Source organism: Anaeromicropila populeti (assembly GCF_900112775.1).
Classification (GTDB): Bacteria; Bacillota; Clostridia; order Lachnospirales; family Lachnospiraceae; genus Anaeromicropila_A; species Anaeromicropila_A populeti.
Genome location: NZ_FOYZ01000011.1, coordinates 29,920 through 55,931, shown reverse-complemented (window position 1 = coordinate 55,931; position 26,012 = coordinate 29,920). Strand labels below are relative to the sequence as shown.

Sequence of the window (26,012 nt, the reverse complement as noted above, 5' to 3'; positions counted from 1 at the left end):
TGAAGGTTTCAAATTAAAGTGCATACTATATTCTTTCACTTCGTATCTGGTTGGACACACTTAGTGCCAATCCCATCTCCGCCAATAAAATAGCTACTGATGTTCCTCCATAACTGATAAACGGCAGCGGAATCCCCGTAGATGGTATTGAGTTGGTAACTACTGCAACATTTATTATAACCTGAACAGCAATATGAATTAATACTCCTGAACAGATGAGACCTCCAAATAAATCTGGTGCATTGATTGATATAATAAACAGCCTCCAGATTAGTAACACAAATAACAAGACAACTGCTATGGCTCCAAAAAGGCCTAACTCTTCGCAAATAATTGAAAAAATCATATCATTGTGGGATTCGGGGATAAATCCAAGCTTTTGCATGCTTTCACCAAGACCAGTTCCAAAAACACCACCTGATGCAATGGCATACAATCCCTGAAGAATTTGAAATCCAAGCGGATGGGTTTCAACATTTCTCCACACATCAATTCGAACGCTTCTAAATTCATCTCCTAAAAATATGTATGCTACTACCATTCCAACAAATAAAAAACCAAAGAAAAAATAGTACCACTTTTTTCTGCTTGCTACAAAGCAAATTCCTACAACAATGGCTGAAACAACCAAAGCGGTACTTAGATTTTCAATTACAATCAGAAAGATAAGTGGCGATGCTAAAATCATAACCCGTATAAATCCACTGACACGATTTAAGCTTCGTGGCAATTTATTTACAATATAAGATACAAATATAATTGCAACGACCTTTGTAAATTCAGACGGCTGAAAGGTTCCAAACGGTCCAAGACTAATCCACCTCTTGGCACCATTAAATTCTTTTCCAAAAAAAAGCACATATGTTTGAAGAATAATTGCCATTAAATAAGCAAGGGTTACTAGATTGAACGGAATTCTCCCTGCTTTTTTCATTAAAATTCTGTAATCAATTTTAGAAACTGCCAACATAGCAATAACCCCAAGAATAACGGAAACCAGTTGCTTTTTCAAAAAATAGGTCGGGTCAGAAAACTTTACCTGAGCAGTATAGGAACTTGTACTGTATATCATAACCATTCCAAAACAAGAAAGAAAAATTGTCAGAAACAGCAAACTGTAATCATAATAGTTATTTATTTTTTTCTTTCCGTTCATTCTCTCTTGTTCACTTTTTGTCACATCCAACACCCCTAACAATCGATTTTTTATTCAGCCAGCTGGTTTACATACTCTTTAAACATTCTTCCACGTTCTTCATAGTTTTTAAACATGCCCCAGCTTGCGCAGGCTGGAGAAAGTAATACAGAATCACCTTCCATTGCCTTCTCATAACATATCTGAATTGCTTCTTCCAAACTCTCTGCCAAAATAATATTATGAAATCCACATTTTTTTGCTGCCTCTGCTATTTTATCGCGGGTCTGCCCGATTAATACCAAATATCTCACTTTACCATTAAAGGCTTTTATCCATTCTGTATAATCTGCCATTTTATCATAACCGCCTCCAATCAGCAGTGTTGGCGTTTCCATAGCCTGAATTCCTTTGATTGCAGCATCTGGATTGGTTCCCTTAGAATCATTATAAAAAGCGATCCCTTTTTTGCTTGTAACATATTCAATTCGATGTTCCACTGCTCTGAATTTTAACAGTGTTTCTCGAATTGTTCGGTATGGGACTCCCATCTTAATAGCTATTAACACCCCTGCCATAACATTCTCATAATTATGACGGCCTAACAGCTTTAGCTCTTTCACATTACAAATCAAAACTTCCTCAATTCCATCTGCATATATAATATCCTTCGCATCATTTAAATAGATTCCAACCTCCAGTTTCTGCTCACTGCTGAAAAACCAAACATTGGCTGCTATATCATTTGACCGCTCTCTTAATACTTCGTCCTCATAATTCAAAATGCAATACTGCATTGAACTTTGATTCTTTGCAACAGATAGCTTAGCATCAATATAATTCTCCATTGTATGATGACGATCTAAATGATCTGGTGTAATATTTAAAATCGCACTAATCTGTGGTCTGAACTCATGAATTGTTTCTAGCTGAAAACTGCTGATTTCAGCCACTATTACTGAATCCTGCTTCGTTTCCTGTACTACACCAGTATAAGGAATTCCTATATTGCCAACCACAAAAACAGATTTATAGTACGACTTCATTATCTCGCCTACTAATGACGTTGTTGTTGTTTTTCCATTCGTTCCGGTAATAGCCACTACCTTGCCCTTTCCACATTGATAAGCAAGCTCTATTTCCCCCCAGATAGGAATGTTTCTCTCTCGAAATTCACAAACCATTGGTAACTCCGCTGGTACACCAGGACTTAGAATTACTAAATCAACAGCTGACTTTTCCTCTCCCTTTAATTCGCCTAAAGCAATGGTGACTTTTCCATCTATAGAAGTTTCTAATTCCTTTCTGTCAACATTTATGTTAGCATCAAACAGAATAACATCAGCCTTCTTATCCAGTAATAAATTAGCTGCTGCAATTCCACTTATTTTTGTGCCTATCACCAAAACGGTTTTTCCTTTAAACTCCATCTTTTCCTCTTCCTCCAAGCAATTTTACATAGCTGTATATGCAACTAAACATAATAGTCCAGTTATGATTGAAAATACTGCAACCACTCTGGTTTCGGACCAGCCAGACAATTCAAAATGGTGATGTATTGGTGCCATTTTAAATATTCGTTTTCCTTTTGTCAGCTTAAAATAAGACACCTGCATCATTACAGACAGTATCTCCACAAAGTAAATTCCTCCCACAATTACAATAAAAAACGGCATTTTAAGCATATAGGCAGCAGCAACTACAAAGCCTCCTAAAGCCAATGAACCAGTATCGCCCATGAATACTCTGGCTGGATATACATTATAAATTAGAAATCCCAGCAAACTTCCTACTACCGAACATGTAATAGGCGAAATTCCACTTGATGTTCCAATTGCTACCGCAGTAAAAAATGTGGCAACGCATACTGTTACACTAGATGCCAGACCATCCAGCCCATCCGTAAAGTTCACGCCATTCACAGTTCCAAGAACTGCAATAAATAAGACAACAATAAACAACACATCTGGCATTGTTATCATCCCATAAAAAGGAATAAGTGTTTCTGTTCCAAATTCAGTGTGATTTATAATGTAGTAACAAAATACAACTGTAATCATAATCTCGCCAAACATTTTCTGCCATGCCCTTAATCCTAGTGACCTCTTCATCACGACTTTAATGTAATCATCAAGAAAACCAATTAATCCAAATCCAAGTGTAACAAATAAGATTGGAATAATTTCCTTGTTTTCATTTACAAACAACAAAGAGGTCAGTACAATACTGCATAAAATTATTAATCCACCCATTGTAGGTGTTCCACTCTTTTTTAAATGGGACTGTGGTCCTTCATCTCTTATGTATTGGCCGAATTTCAATTTTTTCAAAAAGGGTATAAAAATCGGACTCAACACTACGCTAATTGCAAATGATATTAATACTGGTAATAAAATTTTAAATTCCATCTATCTCACCTCATTATTATCTTAAGTATTGTCTAACTCTACCATTATATTCTATTACAAAACCATTAGCAAGAAACTTTTTTTCCCATCACTGATTATCTGTTGCCCCATCTTCACCTACATACTGTTCTTCAATTCCCATATAAGGTAGAACATTACTGAATAAGTCCGCAATGACCGGTGCTGCTATTGTTCCACCGTAGTATATACCGACTGGTTCGTCAATGAGTACAATTGCCATAATCTGAGGATCATCCGCAGGCGCAAATCCAATAAAGGATGAAATGTACTTGTTGCTGCGTCTTGGAAGTTTCTCAGATGTTGCTGTCTTTCCTCCAATGCGGAACCCCGGCAAATAAGCTTTATTTCCTGAACCCTCTGCAACCACCGACTCCAAAAGCATTTTCATCGTGTCACTTGTTTCTTTGGTAATAACATTGCTTTTTTCCCGATACGTTAGTTTCTTTACATACTGTCCATCAGCACTTACAATCTTAACACCAAAATGAGGTGTAATCCGTGTTCCACCATTTACTACTGCGCTGGCAGCTACTAAAAGCTGTAATGGTGTAATGGAAATTCCCTGCCCAAATGACATAGTAGCTAATTCAACTGCCTTTACATTTTCCAGTTTATGTGTAATAGAATTGGCTTCACCTGGAACATCAATTCCTGTTTTTTGAAACAGTCCAAGCTTTTTATAATTTTTATACATGTTTTCCGCTCCAACGCGGGCTCCCACCTCCATAAATACCGGATTACACGAATTCTGAATCCCTTCCACAAAGGTTTCTGTGCCATGCCCTGCTGTTTTATGACATCGTATTTTTCTGTCCTCAACAATTTTATATCCCGGACAATTAAAGGTATCTGTCAGCTTAACAACTTTTTCCTCTAATGCTGCCGTTGCTGTCACAATTTTAAATGTTGAACCAGGTTCATAAGTATCACTGATACAGCCATTACGCCACATATTATTTAATAAATTGTTTTTTTCACTATCTGAAAGCGTAACATTTATTTCTGTATTTAAAGTAAATGGATCGTTTAAATTGAACTCTGGATAATTTACCATTGCATAAATTTCACCATTCTGTGGATTTAGTGCAATCAGCTTCACATTTTTTGCCTGCTTTGCCTCATACACTTTTTTCGCTGCCTGTTCTGCGTACTTTTGAATATTTACGTCCAGGCTTAAGTATAAGTCATTTCCTGCAACTGGTTCAACTCTGTCTTCTGCTGCATTTTTAATTTCAACTCCGCGGGCAGTGGTTAATGTCAAAATAGTGCCATCAATTCCTGCCAGATATTTATCATATTCTACTTCCAGCCCGATAATCCCTTGATTATCACTGCCAGTAAAACCAATTACCTTAGATGCAAGTGTTTCATAAGGATAATACCTCTTATAGTCTTCATCAATCATAACACCCGCCAAATCATATTCTCGGATCTGGTCTGCCAGTTCCTTATCAACATTAGAACGGATTCTTTCAATAGATGAAACCTTTTCCACTCTCTTTCGAACAGTTTCTGTACTCAGCCCAAGCTCTTTTGCCAATATTTCAATTACCTTTTCTGGCTCTTCAATTTGACTGTGAATAACAGAAATGGTGCAAACTGGCTTGTTATTTGCAAGTTCAATTCCATTTGCATCATATATAGTTCCTCTCTCCGCTTTAATAGGTCTCTCTCTTTCATGAATTTCTTTTGCCATTATGCCATAATGTTCTGCTTTAAAAATCATCAAATATGCTAGACGTCCCATCAAACTTAACGTTCCAACTAAAACAATCACCAATAAAAACGTAAGATTTTTTCTATTAAACGTCTTATTTCTTGCCATATGCCAACTCCATAACACTTATCATTTTTATTTTATTACAAAGGATGGCTTGTTATGATAACTTTTCATATACACGAGTCCACTTTATTCTACGGGCTCTTCGGATTCACGGATGGATTTTACAACATTATCAGGCATTGATTCTTCTTCATAGCCTTCTGGATTGTCCTCTTCCACATTTTCTCCCTCGGTTGGTGACAAGGTTGGGACTGGTGTGGCTTCTGCCCTGTTTTCTTCTGTTTGAGTTGGTTCCTCACTAGGTTCTGTTGTCTCTGTGACATTAGTTTTATATATTTCTAAAAAAGGAAGAATTTCTGTCATAATATTATGAAAAAGATTCGACGCATATGTGCTGTGTGCCTGATCTTCAACAGCTGGTTCGTCCACTACAACATAAACCAAAACAGATGGATTATCGTAAGGAGCAAACCCAATAAAAGAAACTAGATAATTTCCCTGTTTACGTGGATATTTTTCTGCTGTACCTGTCTTACCTCCTATTTGATAACCTTCGACCTGAGCAGCAGTTGCCGTTCCATTTTCAACCGTCTGAAACAATGCTTCTCGTATAAATTCACTGGTTTCGGAAGAAACCGTCTCACGCACCAGTACTGGTTCCTTTGTTTCTACCACAGCACCTGTATCTGTTTCTATTTGTTTCAAAACATGAGGTTCGTAATAATTACCTCCATTAATCAGAGAAGAAATTCCACTGGCAATTTGCAGCATAGTTACCTTCATTCCCTGCCCAAAGCTAGATACTGCTAAATCAGTTGGCCGCATCCCATCTAATTGATAAATTTCACCCATGTGCTCTGCTGGCAAATCAATACCTGTTTTTTGCCCGAATAAGAAATTATTTTCATACTGATAAAATGCCTTATTCCCCAGCTTGGCACTAATCTGCATCATAGCTGCATTACAGGAATACATTAAGGACTCTGCCAATGTAATCGTTCCATGTCCCTGCACCTTGGCACAACTAATGGAAACCCCAGAAATTACTTCATGTCCTGTACACAAAAAAGTGGACTCTGGTGTAACAATATTTTCTTCTAATGCTGCTGCAACTGTTATAGGTTTAAAAGTAGAACCTGGCTCGTAGCCATCGCTCACTACAAAATTTCTCCAAATCCCATTTAGGGCGTCCATTTTTTCATCCTCTGTCATACCATTAAGTTCTGCTTTTGTATAGAAAGAGGACAAGTCTCTTGGATTATTCAAATCATACTGTAATCCAGAGGACATTGCCAAAATCTCTCCGTTGGTAGGATTCATTACAAGAACGGCTGTATTTTTCCCACCAACTTCTTTATTGAAATCCTCGATTTTTTCTTCAACAATTTGTTGAATATTGGAATCCAGAGTTGTAACCACTGTATTTCCATTCACCGCAGGCTTTACTGTTCTTTCCAGATTCAAATCCGCATCAAAATACCCATACTCTCGTCCATTGTTTCCTATAAGTTCATTGTTATAATAAGCTTCCACTCCAATAAAACCATTAGCAGACGCAAATCCAATTACATCACAAGCAAGCGACTTTTGTGGATAGTACCGTTTGTAATTGTCCTCAAACCAAATACCCTGTATATTTTCATCCGTTTCTTTCATCTTCTTGAATTGTTCAACTTTTTCTGCCTCCACTGATTTTTGCATTACAACATATTGGGATTCTGGCTTTTCTTCCAGAACAGCTTTCACATCCTCTTCCTTCATTGAAAAGCATTCCTTCAATGCTGCAATTGTCGGCTGATAAAATTCCTCGCTTGACAATAACTTTTTAGGATCTAAAATCACATTGTACACACGGATACTTTTAGCAAGAACAGTTCCATTACGGTCTAAGATCATCCCTCGCTGAAACGGTATTGCATTGCTGACATATGTTTGTTGGGAAAGCACCCGTCTTTCATATCGTTCGCCTGAACTATATGTTATATATAGCAGCCTTCCAATTAAGGCAAGAAAAAGAAGAACAACAACACAAAATACAAGGAATAAGTCCCCCTGCATTTTGCTATTGAACTTCTTAATTGTATTATTTTTTTTCCTTTGTCTCATTATTTCACCTACTTATCCTAAGCTTACTTTGCAAACTTATCCAAAATTTCCCCAACAACCCCTTCGCTTGTGCTTTCAGGGATATCCGCATACTGTTTCACAAAATCACTCTTTGTGCTCTCGTATGGAATCACTTGATTTTCACTTGCATGTACCATGCCAAGCTGTTTGGTTGCCACATCATAAATATAGGATAAATCTTGGGCAGAATTTACTCTATCTAATGCAACTTTGTTTTCGTTCTTCAGTGTAATAATTTCACTTTCCAGTGATGCAATTGCATTTTTCTTCACAAGATTATCACTCTGCACCTTGAGATAGGATACACAAACATACATAGTAAGTGCTATAGCGCCGCACAAAAAGATAAAGGTAGAAAAATCCATTCTGTTTTCCTTGGCTTTCCTTTCCTGCTTCCTTTTTCTCTCTTCTGCCTGCCTGCGCCTTTCCCGTCGTTCCTGCTCATCGTTCCAGTTTTCCAATGAATCGTTATATGTGTAAGAGGCTTTACGTGAAAGTTTCTTCGCGGCACTCCCATCAACAACATACTCATTTCGATTTAAATTGTACTGTTTTTTCTCCATGACGCCTCCCCATTTCTTTTCAAGTTATTTTTCCTGTTGTTTTTCAAATATTCTTAGCTTTGCACTTTTTGAGCGCCTGTTCATTTCTAATTCCTCTTCTGAAGGAAGAATCGGCTTTCTGGTAACAACATGTCCCTTTGATTTTCTATTACATACACAAACAGGGAACCCTGGTGGACATATACATGGTTTTTCATTTTCTCGAAAAATGTTTTTAACAATTCTATCTTCCAATGAATGAAATGTTATTACACATATCCTCCCATCATCTTCCAGTAAATCAATCATTGTATTTAATGTTTCTTTTAAAACATTCAGTTCTTGATTTAATTCAATTCTAATTGCCTGAAATGTTTTTTTGGCTGGATGTCCTCCATTCATTCTAACTTTTAATGGAATAGCACCCTTAATAACCTCAACAAGCTGGGTTGTCGTTTCAATTACCTGATTTTCTCTATACCGTACAATATGTTTTGCAATATTCTTTGCAAATTTATCTTCTCCATAATCACGTATGATATGATATAACTTCTCTTCTGTATAAGTATTCACAATATCTTTTGCTGTTTTATCCTGTCTCTGATCCATTCTCATGTCCAGTGATGCCTCTTCCATGTAAGAAAATCCTCTCTCAGCCGTATCTAGCTGATAAGAAGATACACCAAGATCCAAGACAATTCCATCAACCTTATTTATTTGCTGGTTGTGTAAAATATCATTCATATTACAATAGTTATCTCTTACAATCGTTACTAACTCTCCAAATTCTTCTAATCTTCTCCCTGCTGCACTAATTGCAGCTAAATCCTGATCAATTCCTATAAACTTACCCTTTTGATTCAATCTTTTACACACTTCATATGCATGTCCGCCACCACCTAGAGTACCATCCACATATATTTTACCTGGACGTACATTTAGCCCGTCAATTGTTTCTGTTAATAAAACTGATATATGATTAAATTCCATTGACCTACAAACCTTCTTTCTAAAAACTCAAGCCAAACGTGGACATATGGTTTGCTATTTCATCCATATTATCGTAGCTGTTGTTGGCTTCCCAACGTTCCCTGCTCCATACTTCTATTTTGCTCAAAACGCCAACAAATACTACTTCTTTTTCTAATCCTGCATGTTCCCTCAGTTTAGTTGGAATCAAAATTCTTCCTTGCTTGTCCACTTCACAGGTTGCAGCACCTGCCATAAAATATCGTTGCAATTGTCTGGCTTCTTTATTTCCTGGTAGTTTTCTCAATTCTGAGACAAAATTCATCCATTCTTCATTGGGGTAAACAAATAGACACCCATCTAAACCAAGAGTTAAAACAAATTCTTCTCCTAACTCTTCACGAAATTTAGAGGGTACAATAATTCTTCCTTTTGAATCTATTGTATGATTGTGTTCACCCATAAACATGGCTTTCACCTACCTCGGTCTTTAGTCAACCCACATTTGTGGCACTGTCCACCACTTTCCACCACTTTGCACCACTTGTACATTAATTTTAACCCATTTAAGGGAAATATTCAAGTATAAGCATAAAAAAAAATAACAAATAATTACGATTAAAACGCAATAATATTTGTTATTTTTTTACAATAATTGTTATTTATATTTTACTTTGCCTTTTTACGACGGTTATACAAAATGCAGAAAACAGCACATACTATCATAATTCCTGCCAGAAGCTGAGACACTGGAATAGTTGTCCCCCACAAAATAAGCTGGTCTGTTCTAAGGCCTTCTATCCATAAACGGCCCAGCCCATAGCCTCCAATATATAGAAAAAACAATTCACCGTCAAAGGTTTTATGTTTTGTATAAAGCAATATTAAAATTAAGACAATCAGATTCCATACAGATTCATACAAAAAGGTAGGATGCACCTGAATATACCCGTTTTCTACATATTGCATCAGTTCTGCCGCAGACTTGTTAGACATATGGAGAACCGCTTCATCCCATGGCAGTCTCATTGCAAAAAGGTTATCTGTATAAGAGCCAAATGCCTCTTTATTAAAGAAATTTCCCCATCTCCCAATAATCTGTCCTGTTAATAACCCAACACATGCCGTATCGGCAACCAGCCAAAAGGATACTTTTTTCAGTCTTGTGTAAATAATAGCTGTCAAAATTCCAGCGATTACCCCTCCATAAATAGCAAGTCCACCTGTACGTGTATTAAACACTTTTAACGGTTCATCTGCAAATTCATTCCAGCTAAAGATAACATAATATACTCTGGCTCCAATTACAGATAGTACAATGGCATATAGTGCAAAATCCAAATACATTTCTGCATCCTGTCCAGTTCTTTTGGCCTGCCATTCCGAGACTAAATAACCGCCAATCATTCCCAGTGTAATAATGATGCCATAAAAAGCAATTTCAAATCCAAAGACTTTAAACCCACTTACCACATTGTCTAAATATATTCCCAAATTAGGAAAACTCACTTCACAACCATTCACACTCTACACCGCCTTAAAATTTATACATTAAATCGGAATAATACAACATCACCATCTTGTACCACATATTCTTTTCCTTCAGAACGAACAAGTCCTTTTTCTTTCGCAGCATTAAAAGAACCACATTCAATTAAGTTTTGATAGTTTACAATTTCTGCCCGGATAAATCCCCTCTCAAAATCACTGTGAATTTTTCCAGCTGCCTGAGGTGCCTTTGTACCAACCTTTATTGTCCATGCTTTGCTTTCCTGTGGTCCTGCTGTCAAATAACTGATTAAACCAAGCAGTCGATAGCTGGCTCTTATTAATTTCTCCAATCCAGCCTCCTGTAATCCTAAATCCTCTAAAAATTCTTTTTTCTCTTCATCATCTAATTCAGCAATCTCTTGTTCGATTTGTGCACAGATAACAAAAACCTCTGACTTCTCATTCACTGCAAATTCTCTGACCTTTTTCACATTTGCGTTAGAAGCGCCATCCTCTGTTAAATCATCTTCCATAACATTGGCTGCATAGATAACGGGCTTTTGCGTTAATAACTGATAATTATTTAACCAGTTTATCTCCTCCTCATCTTCCACAACAAGACTTTTTGCCATATTACCATCTTCAAGATGTGCCTTCACTCTCTCTAAAAATTCTACTTCCTTAGCCAGGGTTTTGTCATTTCTTGCTCCCTTTGAGGCTCTTGCAATTCTTCTCTCTACCATTTCCATATCAGAAAAAATCAGCTCTAGATTAATGGTTTCAATATCTCTTAGCGGATCGACAGATCCATCTACATGGATAATATTAGGATCTTCAAAACAGCGGACAACATGCAAAATAGCATCTACCTCTCGTATATTTGACAAAAACTGATTTCCAAGTCCTTCTCCTTTTGAAGCTCCTTTAACTAGACCTGCTATATCCACAAATTCAATGACTGCCGGAACAACCTTCTCTGATTTATATAATTCTCCCAATACCTTTAGTCTTTCATCGGGAACAGAAACAATTCCAATATTGGGATCAATGGTGCAAAATGGATAATTTGCAGATTCTGCTCCCGCCTTTGTCAACGCATTAAACAACGTACTTTTTCCTACATTTGGTAGTCCAACAATTCCTAATTTCATATAGATTCCTCTTTCTCCTTTTAATTATCCTTTGCTTCTACAACAATTAATATCCCTGAATCCAATAATATTTCAGCCTGTTCTGAAATAATCTCATTACTAATTCCCAAACTATCTCCAGCAGATAGTGTATGATTTGTCAAAGGATATTTCATTCCTGTTAGTGTAATGCCCGTTACCTTTTCTGTAAATGGAAGCAGCGATACATACTTCCCATATTGCCGCATTTTATGAATGGTAACTGGTTGATTTATTAAATAAATTTTATTATATTCATCCAGAATTTCTGCCTGAATGCCAGCCAGTAATACTTTCTTTAGATTGGCCATGCTGCCAAGCATATGATCAAACCGGGTTCCAGTAGCTCCCATAATTGTAATATGCACAGCACCTTTTGATATTGCTAATTCCAATGCAATTTCTGTATCAGTGGCATCCTTTTCTGGATTGTACTCATAAATTTCAACGCCACTAATTTTTTTATAATACGTAAGTACATCCTTTGAAACAGTATCAAAGTCTCCCACTACAAATTCAGGTATTATCCCAACTCGATAGGCTGGTTCCAGTCCTCCATCCACACATATAATCGTCTGACGATCATGGGTATCTAAATATTCTCGTAGAAATAATTCATCGATTCTTCCACCAGTCAAAATCAAAAAGCAATTATACATTTTGAAACACCTCATAAAAACCATGAACATTGCTTTCAATATCACTAGAAAAAACAGCAGTTCCAGCCACTATTACATTTGCTCCTGCTTTTACAACAGCCTCAACATTTTTTAAATGGATACCACCATCCACCTGTATGTCCACATCTAGCTGCTGCTCCTCAATTATTTTTCTAAGCTGGCTTATTTTGTTTAAGGAAGATGAAATAAACTTCTGCCCTCCAAACCCAGGGTTCACACTCATAATCAGAACCATATCCAGTTCTGGCAGCACATATTCCAGTACTGACAGAGGAGTAGCTGGATTCAAGGAAACAGAGGCTTTCATTCCAAGTTCCTTGATTGCCATGATCGTTCTATTTAAATGCGTACACGCTTCAGCATGTACGGTAAGAATGTCTGCACCAGCATTCTTAAACTCTTTTACATAACGAATCGGCTCATCAATCATTAAATGCACATCAAAAACTCTATTGGTGACTGGACGTATTGACTGGATAACTGGCATTCCAAAGGAAATGCTAGGGACAAAACTTCCATCCATCACATCAATGTGAATATAGTCTGCACCAGCTTCATCTACTCTTTTGATTTGCTCACCTAATTTTGTGAAATCTGCCGCTAAAATTGACGGTGCTAATTTATATCTTTTCAAACGCTTCACTCTTCCATTCTATTAATACTTTTTCTTATCCTTTAATTCATTGTATAAAAATACATAATTATCATATCTTATTTTACTGATATGCCCCTGTTCCAATGCTTCCTTTACTCCACATCCAGGTTCATTAATGTGTGCACACCCGTTAAATTTGCAATATGGTTCAAATTCGTCAAACTCCACAAAATAATTCCGCAGTTCTTCTTTTTCCATATTATCTATATACAACGACGTAAAACCAGGCGTATCCATAATATAAGTGCTTCCTGATACATGAAATAGCTCAGAATGCCTTGTCGTATGCCTGCCTCTTTCTATTTTCCTGCTGATTTCGCCAGTTTCCATGTTGGCTTCTGGTTTTATTAAATTAATCAGAGTAGATTTTCCTACACCCGAAGGTCCTGCAAGAACGGTAGTTTTATTTTCGATCCGCTGCTTTATCTGGTCAAACCCCTCTCCTGTGAGAGCGCTGATGAATACAATATCAAAACCACACTTCCAGTACGTTTCTTCAAGCAGCTTTAATTCTTCTCCATCCACTATATCACTTTTGTTAAAACAAATAATACAAGGAACCTTTTGTCTTGACATCATAATAAGAAAACGATCCAATAAATTAAAGTTGGGCTCTGGCTGGGATGCTGCAAAAATAACCATTGCCTGATCTACATTGGCAACTGCTGGACGAATCAATTCATTCTTCCGCTCCAAAACATCAATAATATTACCAATCCTGTTTCCTTCATCTACCACATCAATTTCAACATTATCTCCTACTAATGGCTTAATCTTTCTATTTCGAAATATTCCTTTTGCCTTACATTCATACACCCTGTCTTCGGATGTATGAATGTAATAAAAACCTGCAATGCCTTTAATAATCTTTCCTGTCATTATATTTCCACCTTGTCAAAGGATATTGTTTGTTCATTAACCTCTTCTCCATCTACATAAGTGGTAAGGGTTCCATCTGACTCGCTATATCCAGTTATGGTTAAATCAAATGGAAATGTGCTCATGTCAGCTTCTGAATTATAAACCGTCTTTTTCTTTCCATCCTGTTCCAGAACAATTTCCACAATCCCCGTTTCATCTTCAAACTCAAATGGTGACTGAATCGTTACATCAGCCTCATATTTATATTCAGGTTCTATCACTTCTGGTCCAAGGCTTACGGTAAAGTCAACACTTGTTCCTTCTTCCACTTGTGCATATGCTGAATAGGACTGTGCCGATACTCTTCCTTCTGCTACCGTATCAGAATACTTATATTTGGTAGTTCCCACAACCAGATTAGACGCTTTCAGTGCATCAATTGCTTCCTGTTCTGTACGATTATATAAATCAGGTACCTGTGTATACTTCACTTCCTTGCCGCGGCTGATAACAATTACAACACTGTCACCTTTTTTCACAGCAGTCCCCTTCTCAGGATTTGTACGAATTACCATATCCACAGCGACTGTATCACTGTATTCAAATTCATGGGTAATTTTTAATCCATTGTCACTTTCCAAAGTCGTATCTGCTTCTGTGAGCGTTTTTCCATATACATCAGGAAGTAAAAAGCTTTCAGCACCTGTACTCAATACAATTTTGACTATACTTCCCACTTCAGCTTCTGTATTCTTATCTGGATCCTGTTTCATAACCAGACCGCTTTCATAATAATCTGAACTTTCTTCTGTATACCTTACTTCGAATCCCAAATCTTCCAATTGCTTTTTTGCATCTTCTAAACTCATTCCAGCAACATCTGGAACAATTTCTGTTGATACAGCCTCAGGTGTAGGTGTTGCCTCAATCACCTCTGTGGCTTCTATAGTAGGCGATGGTGATGGCAATTCTGTTGAATTGTCACCTCCAGGTAATAAAAACTTGCTGATTAAAAAAATAATTACCAAGACTAATATAATTGCAACAGCAATGCCACCAGCAATCATTAATTTCTCTATCCTTGGATCTACATCTTCCTCTTCTTCTCCATCCACTGCTTCATCTGACAAATCATCCTCCTGCTCACTGAGATGAGAAGTATTTCCATGTTCTTTAGAAGCCGTTTTAATATGATTGATTTCATCATCTGATATGTGAATGGTTGGTGAGTCATTTACTACCATTGGTGGAATTTTCACAAAATCATCATTGGGATTAGTAATAGCTTTTCGCAAATCCTGTATTAATTCAGATGCAGATAAGTACCTTCTTTCTGGCTTCTTCTGCATACATTTTTGTACAATTTTATCAATACTTACTGGTATAGTGGGTTCTAGTTCTCTAATCGATATTGCCTCCCCCTGAATATGAAGAAGTGCTACCGAAATAGTATTATCCCCAGTAAATGGAACTCTTCCTGTCAGCATTTCATACATGGTAATACCAAGGGAATAGATGTCACTCTTTTCATCACAGTATCCGCCCCTCGCCTGTTCTGGCGATATATAATGAACAGAACCCATTGCATTACTTGTAATGGTATGAGAACTTGCTGCCTTGGCAATTCCAAAATCTGTCACTTTAACTTTGCCTTCTTTTGAAATTATTATGTTTTGAGGCTTAATATCCCTATGAATAATATGATTCGCATGTGCAGCCTCCATACCTTGAGAAATCTGTATTGCAATTCCCAATGCCTCTCTTATCTCCAGTTTTCCCTTTCGTTCGATAAAACTCTTAAGCGTAATACCCTCTACTAACTCCATCACGATGTAGTGAAGACCGTCATCATCACCAACATCATATACATTCACAATATTTGGATGTGACAGACCAGCCGCAGATTGCGCTTCTCCCCTGAATTTTGAAACAAAGCTTTTATCCTCACTAAATTCAGCTTTTAGCACCTTAATTGCCACATAGCGATTTAAACGATGGCACTTTGCCTTATATACATCAGCCATGCCGCCTGTTCCCACTTTTTCAATGATTTCATATCTGTCACTTATGAACATCCCAGGTTTAATCATTTTTTTCCTCCTTTAACCTTCTATAGCATTGCAATGATTTTATGAACATACGCTATACGTGTACTATTACAATTCCAATATTATCTTTTCCACCACTTAAATTAGCTGCTTCAATTAAGCACTCTGCCGTCTCCTTTACATTATGCCCATCTAAAATAATCTTCATAATTTCTTCATCCACAAGCATATTAGTTAAGCCATCCGAGCATAGTAAAATATACTCATTTCCCATAAGATCCACTTCAAAAAAATCAGCCCGCACATCACTCTGAGTACCTAATGCCCTTGTAATAATATGTTTCCCCGGATGATTAACTGCTTCCTTTCTTTCAATCTCACCCGTTTTAATCATAACCTCTACAAGAGAATGATCCTCTGTAATCTGCTTAATCTGATCCTTTATCACATAAAGCCGGGAATCTCCCACGTTTGCAACATAAAGAATATGATCGATTATGGTTGCAGCAACAAGTGTTGTACCCATTCCTTCCAGTTCTTCGTTGTCTAATGCCATATTGTGTAAAGACTCATTAGCCACATTGATTGCCTCTTCCAGAATACTAACCGGTGACTTAAGTTGAGATTTTCCTATCTGCTTTAATAAAATCTCCATACAATATCTGGATGCAAAATCTCCAGCCTTATGTCCACCCATTCCATCTGCTACAGCAAAAAAATTCGGAAGGCTTCCAATTGCGCTTTCCCTACAAAATACGTAATCCTGGTTAACTTTTCGCTGAACTCCAATATCTGTAATGGAATATGCCTCCACTGTCAATCCCCCTTTTGCATATGATCCATGTAACTCTTTCTTAATTGTCCACAAGCCGCATCAATATCCGCACCCATTTCTCTTCTAATAGTAACATTAATTCTATTTTTTTCAAGTATATTTTTAAATTTTTGTATGAATTGCATAGACGAATGCTTGTAATCCCGCTCTTTAATAGGGTTTACAGGAATCAGATTAATGTGACAATTCATTCCCTTCACTAGTTTAGCCAGTTCTTTTGCCTGAAACTCGCTGTCATTAACTCCTTCAACCAGACTATATTCAAAGGAAAGACGACGTCCTGTAATCGAATAGTAATAACGGCAGGCATTCATTATTTCTTCAATTGAATATTTATTTGCAACTGGCATTAATGTTTTTCTTAATTCATCATTAGGTGCATGAAGAGAAATTGCGAGAGTAATCTGCAAGTCTAAATCACCCAGCCTGCGAATTTGCTCAACAAGACCACAGGTTGACACTGTAATGTTCCTCTGGCTGATGTTCAATCCATTTTCATCTGTCAGTATTTTAATAAATTGAATCAGGTTCTCAAAATTATCTAGTGGTTCTCCCGTTCCCATTACCACAACATTGGAAACTCTTTCACCAGAAATTTTCTGTATTTCATATATTTGCCCCAGCATTTCAGATGGGAGGAGATTGCGTTCCAGTCCTCCTATTGTAGATGCACAGAACCGGCACCCCATCCGGCACCCAACCTGAGAGGAAATGCACACACTATTTCCATGCTTATACTTCATCAACACACTCTCAATCACTCTTTCATCCTCGAGCTGAAACAAATATTTTGTTGTTTCCCCATTTACAGAAGTCCGGGATTCTACTGCTGTAACAGCAGGTATATAAAATTTTTCTTCCAAATTTTCTCGAAGCTGCTTCGAAAGATTTGTCATTTCACTAAAATTAACAGCTAGCTTTTTATGAAGCCACTCATAAACCTGCTTTCCTCGAAAACTCTTTTCTCCAAACTCATTCATTTGATTTAATACATCATCGTAATCTAATGATCTAATATCTGCTTTTTCCATAATTCTATCTCTTTCTAAACCGTGCAATAAAGAAACCATCTGATTTATTTATACCAGGTAATAATGTTAAATATCCTTTTTTCGTTGTGTCAGATTTAAGTGCATCTGGAAGATAAGGATCTAAGCTTTCTAGTTCAAAATCAAACTGTTCCTGAAACCAAACAGTATTTTCAATATTTTCCATCTTGTTCAAAGTGCAGGTACTGTAAATAAGTACACCACCCTTTTTCACATACTGGCTTACAACACTAAGTATTTTACGCTGAATATCTACCAATTGATGGATTCCTTCCAAAGTACAGTGATACTTAATATCAGGCTTGTTTCCAATAATCCCCAATCCAGAACATGGTAAATCAGCGATTACTATATCCTGGGATTGTTCATACTCTTTTCTATAAACAGAAGCATCTTGTACCCCTGTTTCCACATTATTGATTCCTAGTCTTTTTTTGTTTTCCTCAATGAAATCCACTTTATACTGGCTGATATCATAAGAAAGAATTTTTCCAGTTCCTTTTAACAATTCTGCTGCAAATAAAGTTTTTCCTCCTGGTGCAGCGCATACATCCATAACATGATTTTCTTTCTCAATGCCAGCACATAAAACAGATAGCATGGAACTTTCATCCTGTACAATAAAATATCCTTCTTGAAATCCAGGAATTCTACGAATAGTGTCATAATTACTTATACGAAAAGCGGTAGGACAATATGCGCCATCCTCTACAATAATTTCATGCTCCAACAAAAGGTTTTTAAAATCATTTGCTGTAATTTTCTCGGTGTTGCACCGCACTACCGTTTTTCTTTCTTCCAAAAAGGCCTTCAATACCTTCTCAATCTGTTCTCTTTCCATTTGGCGGTTCCACATTTCCAGAATCCATTCCGGCATGGAATAGGAAACAGACAAAGCTTTAACTATATTTTGTGTTCTGGATGGATATGAAATTTTTTCTATATTCCCGCTTACATTTCTAAGAATACCATTTACAAATCCTTTTAAATTATGAAATCCTTTTTTCGCCGCTAATTTTACACTTTCATTACACGCAGCACTGGCAGGTACCTGATTCATATATTTCAATTGATATACACCCATCCTCAGGATGTTTCGGATAGGTGTTTTCATCTTCTTTATCTTTACAGTAGAAAACTGTTCTATTATATAATCCAGTTCTATTGCTGTTTCAATTGTCCCCTCGCTTAACCGGGTCAAAAACGCCCGTTCCTGCTTAGGCAGATACTGATACTTATCCAGTACCCCATGTATCACTTCACTAAGTGCCTTTTGATTTTCCAGTACTTCTGTTACAATCTCAAGCGCCAGTTCTCTCACATTTATTGCTTTCGTTTCTTTAGTCGTCACGACCTCTTCCTCCAAATAAAATAATCAGACGGAGCAACTGCAAAATAGAAGCGGCTGCGGCTGCAACATATGTTAATGCAGCTGCATTTAAAACCTTCTTTGCCTGGTTCACTTCATCTCTATATAAAATACCTCCCTGCTCCAGCAGAACAAGGGCTCTTCTGGATGCATTCAGTTCTACTGGCAGTGTAATAATCTGAAATGCAACTACCGCAGAAAATAACACAATTCCTAACGTAATCAGAAGCTGGCCACGAAGCATAAAGCCAAGTATAATCAGCGGCCACGAAAGAAACGAACCAAATTGTACGACAGGAACAATTGTACTTCGAATAGTCAGTGGTACATAACTTTTATCATGCTGTACTGCATGGCCACATTCATGGGCAGCTACTCCTACTGCTGCTATGGATGCACTTCCGTAAACCGTATCTGACAGGCGCAGCACCTTATTTCTTGGATCATAATGATCCGTTAAGTCTCCACTTACTCTCTCTATCCTTACGTCATATATTCCTGCATTGCGCAAAATTCGTTCCGCTGCCTGAGCTCCTGTAAGCCCTGCAATATTGCGAACCCTGGAATACTTACCGTAAGTTGAGCGGACCATTGCAGATGCACCTAATGATAGTAAAGCGCCAATCAGAATTAAAATATAAGTTGGATCCCAATAATAAAACATACGCATTCCTCCTATAAAAGTACAACTCCTTTTGCAACGGGATAACCTCTTAAAAAGTTATCAGCTGTCATTCTTTTTTTGCCTTCTAACTGGATCTCTTTTAATTCCAGTCCACCTTGGCCTGTTGCAACAACAATACCAGTTCCAGACACTTCCACCACTGTTCCTGGAACTTCCTGATACTCTTTTTCCACTACATCTGCATCCCATACCTTTAGTGTTTTCCCATCTAGTGTGGTATATGCACTCGGCCATGGATTTAGTCCGCGAATCAACCGTTCCAGTTCTGCTGCTGGTTTTTGAAAATCCATTTTTCCTAATGTTTTTGTAAGCATTTTAGCATAACACGACTGGGTGTCATCCTGTTTTTCTCTTGTTAACGTACCTGCTTCCAGTTTTTCAATTGTTTTGAGAATCAAATCGCCTCCAGCGGCAGACAATTTGTCATGCAAGCTTCCTCCAGTCTCCTTTTTATCTATGGAAATCACTTCCTTCATTAACATATCGCCTGTATCTAGTCCAACATCCATCATCATTGTTGTGACACCAGTCTCTTTCTCCCCATCAATAATTACCCACTGAATAGGAGCTGCTCCGCGGTATTTTGGAAGCAGGGACGCATGGATATTAATACACCCATACTTTGGTAACTCTAAAATAGATTGTGGCAGCATCTGACCAAAAGCCACTACTACAATTAATTCTGGCTCCAGCCCCTTTAATAGTTCTAAAAATCCCTCTTCCTTTACTCTCTGTGGCTGAAAAACGGGAATCCCATATTCTATTGCTTTTTCTTTTACTGGCGGAAACTGCATTTGCTTTCCCCGCCCTTTTGGTTTATCTGGCTGTGTTACCACACCAGCCACCTGATGGCCTGCTTCTACAAGGCTAACCAGTGCCGCTACCGAAAATTCTGGTGTACCCATAAATACAATTCTCATATGATACCTCCGTAAAAAAAATTTAAGTATTTATTCTTCCTCATCATCCAGCACACTGCTGTCCATTAACTCGCCTTCTACCTTATCGACATACAAATGCCCATCCAGATGATCAAGTTCATGGCAAAATGCTCTGGCCAGTAATTCTGTTCCTTCCAATTCAATTGGTTCCATTTTCTCGTTTAACGCTCTGACTTTTGCATAATTTGGTCTTGTGACAATTCCTGTTTTCCCTAAAACGCTCAAGCAGCCTTCATATCCTGTTTGTTCACCGCTAGTTTCAATTATCTCTGGATTAATTAAGACAATTGGTTCATTTCCTTCCATACTCACATCAATTACCACAAGTCTTTTTAGAATACCAACCTGTGGTGCTGCCAGTCCAACACCTTGTGCATCATACATTGTGTCCAGCATATCCTCAATCAGAACCTGTAACTTGGGAGTCATTTCTGTAATTTCTTTTGCTCTTTTTGTTAAAACACTATCTCCTATCTGTCTTACGTTTCTTAACGCCATAATATATCCTCACTTTCTAATAGCTATGAACAGGATCAAAGTCAAACTGCACAGAGCAGTTTCTAAATAAATCCTGTTTCTGCATATATTCCTCCAATTGGTCTTTTTGCTTCTTTAACACTTCATAATCCTTACATTTTATATATACAATCCACCGATAGATGTCCTTTACTTTCGACACAGATGCCTTTACAGGTCCAATTATTTTCCCCTGCTCCTCGCTTATATAAAGCTTACTCTGCTCAGCAAGGCTCCTTGCCCCATCAAAGCAGTACGTTTCCTCTTTGGCTGACACCATGATTGCAACCATATGCTCTACTGGAGGATAAGACATCATACTTCGAAACAACATTTCTTTTCGATAAAATTCCTCATAATTTTCAGTGGATGCCGTAATTACACTATAGTGCTCTGGATTATAGGTTTGTATGACAACTTCACCTTGCTTTTTTCCTCTTCCTGCCCGCCCTGATGCCTGGGTCAGCAGCTGAAAGGTTCTCTCTGCCGCTTTATAATCTGATGAATATAAGGACAGATCTGCTGCCAAAATTCCTACCAGCGTGACATTAGGAAAATCATGTCCTTTTACAATCATTTGGGTTCCTACCAGAATATCGCCTTCCTGATTAGAAAAAGCAGCCAGTATTTTTTCATGGCCTTCTTTTTTGGATGTTGTATCCGTATCCATCCGCAGCACTCTTGCCTCTGGAAAAGCTTTCTTAACCAGCTCCTCAACCTTTTGTGTTCCTGTTCCAAAAGCAGCAATGTAATTAGATCCACAACCTGGACACTTTTTTACCATTTCCACCTCATAACCGCAATAATGACATATTAATTTCCCATTATTATGAGAGGTTAATGAAACATCACAATGTGGACATTTCATTACATAACCACAACTTCTGCAAGATACAAATCCCGCATAGCCCCTACGGTTTATAAATAACATAATTTGTTCTTTTTTAGCCAGCCTGTCTGTAATTAACTCACTTAGCTTCCTGCTGAATATAGACTTATTCTTGTTTTTCAGTTCTTCCCGCAAATCTGCCACCCACACCTTAGGCAGAACTGCATCATTTGCCCTTTCTGTTAAGTGAAACAACTGATATTCTCCCTCTAAAGCTTTTTTATAGCTCTCAATAGAAGGTGTCGCTGAACCTAAAATAACACTGCTTCCCGTCATTCTGGCACGTTCAATTGCAACTTCTCTTGCATGATATTTAGGAGGGCTATCACTTTTATAACTGGTTTCATGCTCTTCGTCCAGTATAATAAGTCCCAGTTGTTCAAATGGAGTGAACAGTGCAGACCTTGGTCCAATCATAATGTCTACTTCCCCATTTTTCGCTCTGACATACTGATCATAGCGTTCTCCTCCAGATAACCTGGAATGTAAAAAAGAAACCCTGCCTCCAAACCTATGATAAAACCGCATTACAGTCTGATATGTTAATGATATCTCTGGTATTAACATAATTACCTGCTTACCTTGTTCTACAACACTTGAAATAATATCCATGTATATTTCCGTCTTACCACTTCCCGTTATTCCATGAATATAATAGGTTTTTCTGATTCCTTCCAGATAATCCTTTCGCATACAATCTGCAATTTTTTGCTGACTCTCATTTAAGATAATCTCTTTCTGATCCTTACTCTCATATCGGACAGGATTGCGATAAACCAAAGAAGACTTCACCGTAATCAGCTTATCTTTTTCCAATGTTTTAATCGTTTCTCTTGAAATATTTAACTTTCCAGTTACCATTTCAAAATCCAGCGTTTCATCTGCCAGCAGGGCTTCTAATAACCGAACTTTTGCTGTGTGGTGTTTTTTTTGATATATAGCGAGATAAGCTACTGCCGTTTCCTTCTTCTGTGCCAGTATTATTCTTTTGTTCTCCTTTTGCTTCACCTTACGCTTTACTGGAATTACCGTTTTTAACGCATCATTCATGGTAGCGCCATAATTATCCTTTATCCAGAAGGCAAGCTTTATCAATTGTGATTCAATCGCCAGACCGTTTTCCACAACCTCTAAGACGCATTTTATCTTTTCCAATGGTATCTTGGGATATTCTGATAAACTGACAATATAACCTTTCAGGTATCTTTCTCCTTTTCCAAATGGTATCTTTACCAGTGAACCAACCACTGCTTTTTTCTCCCACTCAGCTGGCACAGCATACTGGTATGTTTTATCTAAATTTTCATGTGAAATGTCAACGATTATATCTGCATACATATGCTGCACCTTCTTTCCTATTTTCCTTCTAGTATTTCCTGAATGAAATCCCGTTCATCCATTTTATATTTTTTCCCTTTTATCTCTTGGTAATCTTCATGCCCTTTTCCAGCAAGAACAATTACATCGCCTTCCTCCGCATGATCCATACAGTATTTTATTGCTTCCTTTCGATCACTGATTGTCACATAGGCACCCTTTTCCTTTTTCACACCAGTTAAAATATCCTCGATAATTTCCATTGGGTCCTCATCTCTTGGATTATCCGATGTTACTACTGTTAAATCTGAAAGCCTTGATGAAACCTCACCCATCTCAAACCTTCTTAACTTAGAACGGTTTCCACCACAGCCAAACAAACATACAAGTCGTTTTGGTTTATACTCCTTGAGAGTCGTCAGCAGACTTTCTAAACTCATCGCATTATGGGCATAATCAATCATAAGGGTATACTTATCTGATACCTTTATCAATTCAACCCTTCCCTTAACATTAACTCCTTTTAGAGCTTCTAAAATATCCTGATTTGCAACGCCAAAATGCCGGCAGATTGCAATTGCCGCCAGTGAATTGTATACACTGAATTTTCCTGGTATATCAATTTCCACATCTAATTCTATTTTCCCAGTAATATGATATGCCACACCTAAACATCCTGGTTCTTTCCATAAATGCAGGTTTTCTGCACGGTAATCTGCCTGTTCTGACATACCAAAGGTTTCAACCTGGCAGGAATGTCCCTGTAGTATTTGATTTATATGACTATCGTCTATGTTCAAAATTCCGACCTTACATTGCTTAAAAAGCATACTTTTACATTGAATATAATCATCCATATCCTTATGTTCATTGGGTCCAATGTGATCCGGTTCCAGATTCGTAAAAATACCATAGTCAAATTCAAAACCGCCCACTCTGTGCAGCATCAGTCCCTGTGAGGATACTTCCATGACAACACATTTACAACCTGCCTCAACCATATCACGAAATGTTTTCTGAATCGTATAGGATTCTGGCGTTGTATTGACTGCTGGTATTTTTTTCTCACCAATAATCGTTTCGATGGTTCCAATTAAACCAGTAGAAACCCCAGCATTCTCTAATATAGATTTAATCATATACGTAGTTGTTGTTTTCCCTTTTGTTCCAGTAATCCCGATGGTCTTCAGCTCTCTTGCGGGATTTCCAAAAAAAGCTGCTGACATACACGCTAAGGCAAGTCTTGTATTCTTTACTCGAATCACAGTAATTCCATCTGGCACTTCTGTTTCCTTTTCAATTACGATAGCCGTTATCCCTTGCTTTACTACATCTTTTATAAATTGATGCCCATCATAAACAGCTCCGCTGATGCATACAAATACACCATCTTTGCATGCCTTTCTAGAATCAAAGACCAATTCCTTAATCTCAATATCCAAATTACCCGTTACTTCTTTATCTGTTACTTGTTCCACTAAATTGGATAATAGCATTCCTTATTCCCTTTCTGAATACGTTATTATTTGCTTTTTTCTATTTCAATCTCACCAGTGCAGATTACTTCTGCTGGTCCTGTCATAATCACTTTTTCTGCTTCTCTGTCATATTGAATAAAAAGCTCTCCACCTAGAAGCTTTACAGTAACCTCATCCTCTGTTAATTCATTTAATGCACAAGCTACCACACTGGCACAAGCACCAGTTCCACAAGCCAATGTTTCACCAGTTCCCCGCTCCCAAACTCTCATCCGGATTGTTTTTCTGTCTATAATCTGAATGAATTCCGTATTGATACGCTCTGGAAATAATGCATGATATTCAAATGCAGGGCCTATCCGTTCAATATCTATTTTTTCTGTATCCTCTACAAATACAACACAATGCGGATTCCCCATAGAGACACCAGTAATTCTATATTCATTGCCCATAACTTGAACTGCTTCATCTATAACAATATCTTTATCCATTCGTATAGGGATTTGAGATGGCATAGTAATAGGTGAACCCATATCAACGGAAACACGCTTCACTTTTCCTTCTTCTGTAAACACGTCTAAATACTTTATACCTGCCTTGGTTTCTAATGATATTCTTTTCTTGTCAGTCATTCCATTGTCATACACATATTTTGCAATGCACCTGACACCGTTACCACACATCTGGCTTTCTGAACCATCCGCATTGTACATTGACATTCTAAAATCCGCAACATCAGATGGCTGTATTAATATCAAGCCATCCGACCCAATTCCAAAATGGCGGTCACTTACTACCTTTGAAACCTCTTGAGGATTCTCAACTGTTTCTTCAAAGCAATTAACATATATATAATCATTTCCGCATCCTTGCATTTTTGTAAATTTCATCTCACTTCTCCTTTCAAACCCTTCCATCCGATTCAATATTATTATATTCATTAATATGGAAAGCTAGTGAACTTATTATAATCTATTCTAATTTTTGTGTCAAATTACACATAACAAAAGAGAAGATTTCTCCGCACCTGATACAATGGGGCGC

General features: G+C 37.5%; 23 protein-coding genes. All 23 read right to left on the bottom strand.

Annotated elements, in window-relative coordinates:
* Window positions 1-25: 25 nt before the first annotated feature.
* The 23 genes from BM305_RS13880 to dapF all read right to left on the bottom strand — a co-directional run bounded on the left by BM305_RS13880 (window position 26) and on the right by dapF (window position 25,858).
* Window positions 26-1,180, bottom strand: coding sequence for an FtsW/RodA/SpoVE family cell cycle protein (locus BM305_RS13880; RefSeq protein ID WP_330393489.1), 1,155 nt, complete (start codon window positions 1,178-1,180; stop codon window positions 26-28).
* A gap of 26 nt (window positions 1,181-1,206) precedes the next feature.
* Window positions 1,207-2,565, bottom strand: coding sequence for a UDP-N-acetylmuramoyl-L-alanine--D-glutamate ligase (gene murD, locus BM305_RS13875; protein WP_092561869.1), 1,359 nt, complete (start codon window positions 2,563-2,565; stop codon window positions 1,207-1,209).
* A gap of 24 nt (window positions 2,566-2,589) precedes the next feature.
* Window positions 2,590-3,543 (bottom strand): phospho-N-acetylmuramoyl-pentapeptide-transferase, encoded by a 954-nt coding sequence (gene mraY, locus BM305_RS13870; protein WP_092561866.1) that lies wholly within the window; start codon window positions 3,541-3,543, stop codon window positions 2,590-2,592.
* Between the two features lie 88 nt (window positions 3,544-3,631).
* On the bottom strand, window positions 3,632-5,389 hold the full coding sequence (locus BM305_RS13865; RefSeq protein ID WP_092561863.1) for a peptidoglycan D,D-transpeptidase FtsI family protein: 1,758 nt from the start codon (window positions 5,387-5,389) through the stop codon (window positions 3,632-3,634).
* Between the two features lie 84 nt (window positions 5,390-5,473).
* Window positions 5,474-7,453: a peptidoglycan D,D-transpeptidase FtsI family protein gene (locus BM305_RS13860; protein ID WP_092561861.1), complete on the bottom strand. Its 1,980-nt coding sequence runs from the start codon at window positions 7,451-7,453 to the stop codon at window positions 5,474-5,476.
* 23 nt (window positions 7,454-7,476) lie between these two features.
* The gene (locus BM305_RS13855; protein WP_092561858.1) at window positions 7,477-8,037 is read right to left on the bottom strand and encodes a septum formation initiator family protein; all 561 of its coding nucleotides are present in this window, start codon (window positions 8,035-8,037) and stop codon (window positions 7,477-7,479) included.
* Window positions 8,038-8,061: 24 nt separating this feature from the next.
* A complete protein-coding gene (gene rsmH, locus BM305_RS13850) occupies window positions 8,062-9,006 on the bottom strand; it encodes a 16S rRNA (cytosine(1402)-N(4))-methyltransferase RsmH (RefSeq protein ID WP_092561855.1) in 945 nt (314 codons plus the stop codon).
* Between the two features lie 19 nt (window positions 9,007-9,025).
* A complete protein-coding gene (gene mraZ, locus BM305_RS13845) occupies window positions 9,026-9,454 on the bottom strand; it encodes a division/cell wall cluster transcriptional repressor MraZ (RefSeq protein ID WP_092561852.1) in 429 nt (142 codons plus the stop codon).
* A 200-nt stretch (window positions 9,455-9,654) separates the two neighbouring features.
* The gene (gene lgt, locus BM305_RS13840) at window positions 9,655-10,509 is read right to left on the bottom strand and encodes a prolipoprotein diacylglyceryl transferase (protein ID WP_092561849.1); all 855 of its coding nucleotides are present in this window, start codon (window positions 10,507-10,509) and stop codon (window positions 9,655-9,657) included.
* Window positions 10,510-10,529: 20 nt separating this feature from the next.
* A complete protein-coding gene (gene ychF / locus BM305_RS13835; RefSeq protein WP_092561846.1) occupies window positions 10,530-11,627 on the bottom strand; it encodes a redox-regulated ATPase YchF in 1,098 nt (365 codons plus the stop codon).
* A 20-nt stretch (window positions 11,628-11,647) separates the two neighbouring features.
* On the bottom strand, window positions 11,648-12,304 hold the full coding sequence (locus BM305_RS13830; RefSeq protein ID WP_177214737.1) for a thiamine diphosphokinase: 657 nt from the start codon (window positions 12,302-12,304) through the stop codon (window positions 11,648-11,650).
* The gene (gene rpe / locus BM305_RS13825) at window positions 12,297-12,959 is read right to left on the bottom strand and encodes a ribulose-phosphate 3-epimerase (protein ID WP_092561840.1); all 663 of its coding nucleotides are present in this window, start codon (window positions 12,957-12,959) and stop codon (window positions 12,297-12,299) included. Before rpe ends, BM305_RS13830 begins: the two co-directional genes overlap by 8 nt.
* A gap of 21 nt (window positions 12,960-12,980) precedes the next feature.
* Window positions 12,981-13,859 carry a ribosome small subunit-dependent GTPase A gene (gene rsgA, locus BM305_RS13820; RefSeq protein ID WP_092561837.1) on the bottom strand — a complete coding sequence of 293 codons (879 nt, stop codon included), beginning with the start codon at window positions 13,857-13,859 and terminating at the stop codon, window positions 12,981-12,983.
* Window positions 13,859-15,931: a Stk1 family PASTA domain-containing Ser/Thr kinase gene (gene pknB, locus BM305_RS13815; RefSeq protein ID WP_092561834.1), complete on the bottom strand. Its 2,073-nt coding sequence runs from the start codon at window positions 15,929-15,931 to the stop codon at window positions 13,859-13,861. The genes rsgA and pknB overlap by 1 nt, the downstream gene beginning before the upstream one ends.
* A gap of 52 nt (window positions 15,932-15,983) precedes the next feature.
* Entirely contained in the window at window positions 15,984-16,703 is a 720-nt protein-coding gene (locus BM305_RS13810; protein WP_092561832.1) for a Stp1/IreP family PP2C-type Ser/Thr phosphatase, read from the bottom strand.
* Between the two features lie 2 nt (window positions 16,704-16,705).
* Window positions 16,706-17,755: a dual-specificity RNA methyltransferase RlmN gene (gene rlmN / locus BM305_RS13805; protein ID WP_092561829.1), complete on the bottom strand. Its 1,050-nt coding sequence runs from the start codon at window positions 17,753-17,755 to the stop codon at window positions 16,706-16,708.
* A 4-nt stretch (window positions 17,756-17,759) separates the two neighbouring features.
* On the bottom strand, window positions 17,760-19,124 hold the full coding sequence (gene rsmB / locus BM305_RS13800; protein WP_092561826.1) for a 16S rRNA (cytosine(967)-C(5))-methyltransferase RsmB: 1,365 nt from the start codon (window positions 19,122-19,124) through the stop codon (window positions 17,760-17,762).
* Window positions 19,114-19,812: a zinc metallopeptidase gene (locus BM305_RS13795; protein WP_092561823.1), complete on the bottom strand. Its 699-nt coding sequence runs from the start codon at window positions 19,810-19,812 to the stop codon at window positions 19,114-19,116. The genes rsmB and BM305_RS13795 overlap by 11 nt, the downstream gene beginning before the upstream one ends.
* 5 nt (window positions 19,813-19,817) lie before the next feature.
* On the bottom strand, window positions 19,818-20,747 hold the full coding sequence (gene fmt / locus BM305_RS13790; RefSeq protein ID WP_092561820.1) for a methionyl-tRNA formyltransferase: 930 nt from the start codon (window positions 20,745-20,747) through the stop codon (window positions 19,818-19,820).
* Between the two features lie 30 nt (window positions 20,748-20,777).
* Complete coding sequence (gene def / locus BM305_RS13785) at window positions 20,778-21,266, bottom strand: peptide deformylase (protein WP_092561817.1); 489 nt, start codon at window positions 21,264-21,266, stop codon at window positions 20,778-20,780.
* A 16-nt stretch (window positions 21,267-21,282) separates the two neighbouring features.
* Window positions 21,283-23,511 carry a replication restart helicase PriA gene (priA, locus tag BM305_RS13780; RefSeq protein ID WP_092561813.1) on the bottom strand — a complete coding sequence of 743 codons (2,229 nt, stop codon included), beginning with the start codon at window positions 23,509-23,511 and terminating at the stop codon, window positions 21,283-21,285.
* A 17-nt stretch (window positions 23,512-23,528) separates the two neighbouring features.
* Window positions 23,529-24,986: a UDP-N-acetylmuramoyl-L-alanyl-D-glutamate--2,6-diaminopimelate ligase gene (locus BM305_RS13775; protein ID WP_092561810.1), complete on the bottom strand. Its 1,458-nt coding sequence runs from the start codon at window positions 24,984-24,986 to the stop codon at window positions 23,529-23,531.
* Between the two features lie 26 nt (window positions 24,987-25,012).
* Entirely contained in the window at window positions 25,013-25,858 is an 846-nt protein-coding gene (gene dapF / locus BM305_RS13770) for a diaminopimelate epimerase (RefSeq protein ID WP_092561807.1), read from the bottom strand.
* Between the last annotated feature and the right edge of the window lie 154 nt (window positions 25,859-26,012).